Raw genomic sequence first — 7,107 nt, 5'->3', positions numbered from 1 at the left:
CCGGTCGCCATATTAAGGTAAGCATTACCTAACTTGATAGCCCCACCGTATGGCGGGATCCGCACAGCTCGCAGGGGTACAGTTAAGGCCTGCCTAACCTAAGGATGGTGGCTGTGGAGCCTGGCCGGTGACCGCGCGCAGAGGACTGCGTCCCGTCCTGCTCGTCGTCCTGCTCGTCGCCGTACTGACCGGGCTGTGCCTGCTGTCGATCGGACTCGGGGCCGTGGACATCCCGCCGGACCAGGTGGTCCGGTCACTGTTCGGCCACCCCCCGAGCCGGCTTGTCGACAACATCGTCTGGACGGTCCGCGTCCCGCGCACCGTTCTCGGCCTGACCGCGGGCGCCGCGCTCGGCCTGTCCGGCGCGCTCATGCAGGCCCTCACCCGCAACCCGCTCGCCGACCCCGGAATCCTCGGCGTCAGCGCCGGCGCGTCCTTCGGGATCGTCGTCGCCATCGCCCTGTTCGGCGCCGGATCGCTGTACGGCCACATCTGGTTCGCCTTCGCGGGCGCCCTCGCCACCAGTGTCCTGGTCTTCCTGCTCGGCAGGACGGGACGGTCCGGCGCGACCCCGGTGAAGCTGGCCCTGGCCGGAGTGGCCGTCACCTTCCTGCTGTTCTCGCTCACCAACGCGATCGTCCTCACCGACCCCGACGCCCTGGACCGCTACCGCTTCTGGTCCGCCGGCACCCTCGCCGACCAGGACGGGGGCGTCGTCCGTGCCATCGTGCCGTTCCTGGTGATCGGGGCGGTGCTCGCGCTCGCCGCCGCCCCCGCGCTCAACAGCCTGGCGCTCGGCGACGACGTCGCGGCCTCCCTCGGCCGCAGGCTCGGCCTGGTGAGACTTCAGGGCCTCACCGCCGTCATGCTGCTGACCGGCGCCGCGGTCGCGGTGATCGGCCCAGTGGTCTTCCTCGGCCTGGTGGTGCCGCATGTCGCCCGGGTGCTCGCCCAGTACGCGGGCGTCGGCCCCGACCACCGCTGGCTGCTGCCGCTTTCGGCCGCGCTCGCGCCGGTCCTGCTGCTCACCGCCGACATCCTCGGCCGGGTCGTGGCACGGCCCACCGAGATCCAGGCCGGGGTGCTCGTCGCCTTCATCGGCGGCCCGTTCTTCATCGCCCTGATCCGCCGGCGCAAACTCGCGGAGGTCTGAACGTGACCGCCCTCGCCCTCCTCCGGGGCCGCAGGCCCTACCGGCTCACGGCCCCGCCGGTCTCCGGCGTGCTGCGGCCCCGGCTCGTCGTCCTGTGCGCCGCCCTGGCCGTCGCGGTGTTCCTGCTCTTCTGCTGGGGGGTTTCCCTCGGTGACTACCCGATCGGGCTCGGCGACGTCGTCGAGGCCCTCACCGGCGCCGGCGACCCCGGAACGGTCCTGGTCGTCCGGGAGTTGCGGCTGCCGCGCGCGCTGACCGGGCTGCTCGTCGGCATCGCCTTCGGCATCTCCGGTGCGCTGTACCAGACCATGACCCGCAATCCGCTGGCCAGCCCCGACATGATCGGCCTCACCGAGGGGGCCGGCACCGCCGTGGTGGCCGGCATCGTGCTCGGCTGGGACGGCGGGCTCGGCACGCAGGGCCTCGGTCTGCTGGGCGCGCTGGTGACCGCGCTGCTGGTGTACGCGCTGGCCTGGAAGGGCGGTGCCACCGGGTACCGCATCATCCTCGTCGGCATCGGCGTCTCCTGGATCTGCACCAGTGCCACCGACTACCTCGTCGCCCGCGGCGAGCGGTTCGAGGCCCAGGCCGCCCTCGGCTGGCTGGTCGGCAACCTCAACGGCCGCACGTGGGACCAGGTCGACCTGCTCGCCGTCGCGACGGCCGTCCTCGTGCCGCTCGCCCTCGGCATGGGCCGCTGGATGCGCACCCTCCAACTCGGCGACGACGTCGCCGCGGGACTCGGCACCCCCGTGCAGCCGGTGCGGCTCGCCCTGCTGCTCGTCGGCGTCGGGCTGATCGCCTTCGGCACCGCCGCGGCGGGCCCGGTCGCGTTCGTCGCGCTGGCCGCCCCGCAGATCGCCCAGCGGATGGCCGGCACGGCGTGGCCGCCCCTGGTCGCCTCCGGGCTGACCGGAGCCCTGGTCGTGCTGGGCTCCGACCTCATCGCGCGTGAAGCGATCCCCGGCACGGAACTCCCGGTCGGGATCGTCACCGGCGTCATCGGCGCGCCGGTCCTGCTCTGGCTGCTCATCCGCGCCAACCGCGCGGGCTCAGGAGGCTGAACACATGGCGACCACCGACTCCGCCCCGGCCCCGGCCGCGCAGCCCGAACTGCGGGCCCGCGGGCTGCACCTGGCCTACGATCAGCGGCTCGTCGTCGAGGACCTCGACCTCGTCGTACCCTCCGGCCGCATCACCGCGATCGTCGGGGCCAACGCCTGCGGCAAGTCCACCCTGCTGCGTGCCCTGGCACGCCTGCTGGCCCCCCGCCAGGGCACCGTGGAACTCGACGGCCGCGCGCTGCGCTCGCTGCCCACCCGCGAACTGGCCCAGCGCCTCGGCATCCTGCCGCAGACTCCGGTCGCGCCCGAGGGGCTGACCGTCTTCGACCTGGTCAGCCGCGGCCGTTCACCCCACCAGAACTGGTGGCGGCAGTGGTCGAAGGCGGACGAACTCGCCGTCCACGAGGCCCTGGCGGCGACCCGCATGGCCGACCTGGCCGACCGTGCGGTCGACGAGCTGTCCGGCGGCCAGCGCCAGCGCGCCTGGATCGCCATGGCCGTCGCCCAGGGGACCCCCGTGCTGCTCCTGGACGAGCCCACCACCTACCTCGACCTGGCCCACCAGATCGACGTCCTCGACCTCATCACGGACCTCAACCGCCGTGAGGGCCGCACCGTGGTCATGGTCCTGCACGACCTCAACCAGGCCTGCCGGTACGCCGACCACGTCATCGCCATGAAGTCCGGGCGGATCGCCGCCGAGGGGCCGCCGGCCGAGGTGGTCACCGCCGCCACGGTCGAGGACGTCTTCGACCTGCGCTGCCGGATCACGACCGACCCGGTGAGCGGGACCCCGCTGGTGATCCCCATGGGAAGGCACCACGACGCGGTCCGCGTCGCCGCGGAGTGACCCGGCGACCGACGGTGCGGGTACGGGGTTCGCGCCGGGTCCGGAGCCGTCCATGCCTGCCTGCGACGTGGTCGCCCCGCAGAAACGGTCCCGGCCCGGCAGAAGGCCGAGTCGGCAGGCAGCGGAGAGCACGCGTCCCCACTCGTCGATCACCGGGGCGCCGACCTCCTTCGTGCACGTGACGTTCGCCGAAGAGCCGGAGGACGGCGTCTTCGCGGACGCGGCTCCCTCGCATCCCCTGCTGATCGAGGCGACCGCACGGGCAGCCACGCGGACACGGAAGTGACCCAGCCGGCCGAGGACGTTCCCGAGTCCCACCTCCTGGTGGTCGTCGAGGCCGGCCCGGCCCGGTTCGCCGCCGAGGGAGGTCGCATCCTCCCAGAGCCGGGAGACGAGGGCGACGGGATCGCAGAGGCCGGCCGGCTGACCGGCGGTCGGCATCGGTGCCCGAGTGGCTCGCCGACGGCGCCTCCGCCCGGCGGCCGGTGCCGCATCCGGAAGGGCAGCCGCCGGGGCGGACGGTCGCGGTCGACCGCGGTCCGGCCGCCCCGGCGCAGCCGTGAGGTCAGCGCGCTCGGCCCGGTCGTCACATGGGCGCCGGCCGCCCGGAGGGCCGGCCCCGCGGTTCCCCCGGCTGCCGCCGGGAGATGTCCCCAGGCGCGGTGGATCGCCAGGCGGAGTGCCGTGCCAGGCGCCGCGGGGTGGGGGCACCTCCCAGGGAAGGTGACGGCGGGCCCTGGTCCGGCAGGACGGTCGTCCCGCCGGTCCCGCGGTCGCCGACCAGCGCCCGCAGCAGGGCGTGCGGGGCGCGGCCGTCCAGGACCCGGGCGGAGCGGACACCCGCCCGCACCGCCCGCAGGCAGCTCTCCATCTTCGGCACCATGCCGCCGCCGAGCGCGGGCAGCATCGACTCCAACTCGGCCGCGGTGAGCCGGTCCAGGACCCGTTCCCGGCGCGGCCAGTCCGCGTACAGCCCCGGCACGTCCGTGAGGACGACCAGGGCCTCGGCGTCGAGCGCGGCGGCCAGCGCCCCGGCGGCCGCGTCCGCGTTGACGTTGTAGACCTGGCCGTCCGCGCCCCTGCCGAGCGAGGACACCACGGGGATGTGGCCGTGGTCCATGAGCACGTCCACGGCCGCCGTGTTGACCTCCGTCACCTCGCCGACCAGGCCGATGTCGACGTTCTCGCCGTCGACGTCCGCGTAGCGCCGCACCGCGGTCAGCGTGTGCGCGTCCTCGCCGGTGAGACCGACCGCGTACGGGCCGTGCTCGTTGAGCAGCCCGACGAGGTCGCGCTGCACCTTTCCGGCCAGGACCATCCGCACGACGTCCAGGACCTCGGGGGTGGTGACCCGCAGCCCGCCCACGAAGCGTGCCTCGATGCCCGCCAGGTCCAGTTGGGCGCTGATCTGCGGCCCGCCGCCGTGCACCACCACGACCCGCACCCCGGTCCGCCGCAGGCGGACGACGTCCTGCGCGACGGTGCGCAGCGGGGTGTCCTCGCCCATGGCGTTGCCGCCGACCTTCACGACGACCGTGCGCCCCCGGAGGCCGCGGAGCCCCGCGTGCGGACCGGGGCCCGCGAGAGCCGTCGTCACGGACGGGACGTCAGGTAGCCGCCCATGGAGCGGAACCAGTCGCCGGCCGGGTGTTCGGTCCCGTCGTCGGTGCGGACCGTGCGGACCAGCAGTCCCGGGCGGTGCCCGCCGCGCGCGTCCGCGCCGGCGACGACCACGACCCCGTCGCCCTCCCGGATGAAGACACGGCCGGGCGTCCCGCCGTAGCGGGCCCGGGAGACGGCCGCGGACACGATCCTGATGCGCTCGCCGCGGTGGTACGTGAAGGCGTTCGGGTACGGGTCCGACTGGGCCCGTACCAGGCGTTCCAGGTCCTCGGCCGGCCAGTTCCAGTCGATCCGGCCGTCCTCGACCGACCGCTTGTGGAAGAAGCTCGCGCGGGAGCGGTCCTGCGGCTGCCACTGGGCGGTGCCGGACGCTATCAGGTCCAGGGACTCGCGCACGAGCGGGGAGATCATGTCCACGGTGCGGTGGAAGAGGTCGGTGGCGGTGTCCCGCGGGCCCACCGGTGTCGAGCGCTGCAACAGAATGTCGCCGGCGTCCAGTTCGGCGTCCATCCGGTGCGCGGTGACGCCGACGCGGTCCTCGCCGTTGATGAGCGCCCAGATGATCGGGGAGAAGCCCGCGTAGGCGGGGAGCAGCGAGTCGTGCACGTTGAGCGTGCCGTGCGGCGGCAGGTCGAAGATCTCCGGCGGCAGCCAGGTGCGCCAGTTGTTGGCGACGATGATGTCCGGCGCCGCGGCCCGGACCGCCTCCAGCAGTTCGGGGTCGTCCGGACGGTTGCGGAGCAGCACGGGCACGCCGTGCTTCTCGGCCAGTTCGGCCACCGAGTCGTCCCAGATCTTCTCGTACGCGTGCTCGCTCCTGGGGTGGGTCACGACGAGGACGACCTCGTGATCCGACTCCAGCAAGGCCTGCAGCGTCCGGTGTCCCCAGGTCTGATAGCCGAACATGACGACCCGCATGTGTCTCCCCTTCGACGGAGCAATATTGCAAGGTTAGCCTTACCTTATCTATTATGTGGCGCGCTGAGGGAGGCGATGCAACGGTGACACCACCGCGCAGTGAGCCGGACATCATCCACGACGTCCTGGGAATCGGTTTCGGGCCGTCAAATCTGGCTCTGGCCATAGCCATCGAGGAGTACAACGCCCAACGTCCCGCTTCCGAGCGGATCGAGGCCGGCTTCCTGGAACGGCAGCCCCGCTTCGGATGGCACCGCGGCATGCTGATCGACGACGCGACGATGCAGGTGTCCTTCCTCAAGGACCTGGTCACCATGCGGAACCCGACGAGTGACTTCAGCTTCCTGTGCTACCTGCGCGAGCAGGGCAGGCTGGTCGACTTCCTGAACCAGAAGACGCTCTTCCCGCTCCGGGTGGAGTTCCACGAGTACTTCGAGTGGGCCGCCGCACGCCTGGCCCACCTGGTCGACTACTCCTCCGAGGTGCTGTCGATCACGCCGGTCCGCGGTGACGACGGCGGGATCGACCACCTCGACGTGGTGTGCCAGGACCCCCGGGACCCCGGGCGCACCGTCATCCACCGGGCCCGCAACATCAGCGTGGCCGTCGGCCTCGAACCGCACCTGCCCCCGGGAACCGAGCTGTCCGAGCGGATCTGGCACAACAGCCAGTTGCTGCCCCGCGTCGCCGGACTCGCCGCGAGCGGGGAGCCGGTGCGACGCGCCGTCGTCCTCGGCGCCGGCCAGAGCGCCGCCGAGGCGGTCGACTACCTGCACCGCACCTTCCCCGACGCGGAGGTCTGCGCGGTCTTCGCCAAGTACGGTTACACGCCCGCCGACGACAGCCCCTTCGCCAACCGGATCTTCGACCCCGAGGCGGTCGACGTCTACTACGACGCCCCCTCCGAGGTGAAGCAGTCGCTCTTCGACTACCACCGCAGTACCAACTACTCGGTGGTCGACATGGACCTCATCGAGGCCCTGTACGCGACCTCCTACCGCGAGAAGGTCCAGGGCCGCGAACGGCTCCGCTTCCTGAACGTCTCCCGCATCCGCGCGGTCGACGTGCTCGACGACCGCCTCGACATCAGCGTGGAGTTCCTGCCGACGGGGGAGCGCAGCACCCTGCCTGCCGACATCCTCGTCCACGCCACCGGCTACCGGTCCAAGGACATCTCCGTCCTCCTCGGCGAGTCGGCGAAGATCTGCCTGCGCGACGACGGCGACGCCGTCCGGGTCGGCCGGGACCACCGCGTCGAGGTCGCGCCCGAGGTCACCGCGGGGATCTACCTGCAGGGCGGTACCGAGCACACGCACGGGCTGGCCTCGACCCTGCTGTCCACCACGGCCGTTCGGGCCGGCGAGATCCTGGACTCGCTGGTCGCCCGCCGCCGCGGCGGCGCCGTGCCGGCCGGACGGCACGGCGCCTGACCGCGCCGTCCGGGAGAGCCGGCAGGACCCGGGCAGCGCCCCCGCGCCGGGACACCGGGCTCCGTGGCA

At 72.8% G+C, this 7,107-nt stretch carries 6 protein-coding genes; 4 read left to right on the top strand and 2 right to left on the bottom strand.

Features of this window, described 5'->3' with window-relative positions; translation table 11 throughout:
- Positions 1–127 precede the first annotated feature (127 nt).
- From PV364_RS01250 to PV364_RS01240, 3 genes are read left to right on the top strand one after another with little or no spacing between them, the layout of a single operon-like run.
- Entirely contained in the window at positions 128–1,153 is a 1,026-nt protein-coding gene (locus tag PV364_RS01250) for an iron ABC transporter permease (protein ID WP_319657651.1), read from the top strand.
- 2 nt (positions 1,154–1,155) lie between these two features.
- Entirely contained in the window at positions 1,156–2,217 is a 1,062-nt protein-coding gene (locus tag PV364_RS01245; protein WP_319657650.1) for a FecCD family ABC transporter permease, read from the top strand.
- 4 nt (positions 2,218–2,221) lie between these two features.
- Positions 2,222–3,067, top strand: a complete 846-nt coding sequence (locus PV364_RS01240; RefSeq protein ID WP_319657649.1) for an ABC transporter ATP-binding protein — start codon at positions 2,222–2,224, stop codon at positions 3,065–3,067.
- A 586-nt stretch (positions 3,068–3,653) separates the two neighbouring features.
- Here PV364_RS01240 and argB read toward each other — a convergent pair.
- Together argB and PV364_RS01230 are read right to left on the bottom strand one after the other, a co-directional pair.
- Positions 3,654–4,664, bottom strand: coding sequence for an acetylglutamate kinase (gene argB, locus PV364_RS01235; RefSeq protein WP_319657648.1), 1,011 nt, complete (start codon positions 4,662–4,664; stop codon positions 3,654–3,656).
- A complete protein-coding gene (locus tag PV364_RS01230; protein WP_319657647.1) occupies positions 4,661–5,608 on the bottom strand; it encodes a methionyl-tRNA formyltransferase in 948 nt (315 codons plus the stop codon). Before PV364_RS01230 ends, argB begins: the two co-directional genes overlap by 4 nt.
- Positions 5,609–5,661: 53 nt before the next feature.
- Between PV364_RS01230 and PV364_RS01225 the strand changes: the two genes are divergently transcribed.
- Positions 5,662–7,038, top strand: coding sequence for a lysine N(6)-hydroxylase/L-ornithine N(5)-oxygenase family protein (locus PV364_RS01225; RefSeq protein WP_319657646.1), 1,377 nt, complete (start codon positions 5,662–5,664; stop codon positions 7,036–7,038).
- Positions 7,039–7,107: the final 69 nt, after the last annotated feature.

The organism is Streptomyces sp. MI02-7b, from assembly GCF_033793585.1.
GTDB lineage: Bacteria > Actinomycetota > Actinomycetes > Streptomycetales > Streptomycetaceae > Actinacidiphila.
This window is presented reverse-complemented; position numbering and strand designations above follow the sequence as displayed.

Coding starts and splice junctions, on each gene's coding strand:
- PV364_RS01240 (WP_319657649.1), top strand. CDS start 2,222: ATGGCGACCACCGACTCCGCCCCGGCCCCGGCCGCGCAGCCCGAACTG.
- PV364_RS01230 (WP_319657647.1), bottom strand. CDS start 5,608: ATGCGGGTCGTCATGTTCGGCTATCAGACCTGGGGACACCGGACGCTG.
- PV364_RS01225 (WP_319657646.1), top strand. CDS start 5,662: ATGTGGCGCGCTGAGGGAGGCGATGCAACGGTGACACCACCGCGCAGT.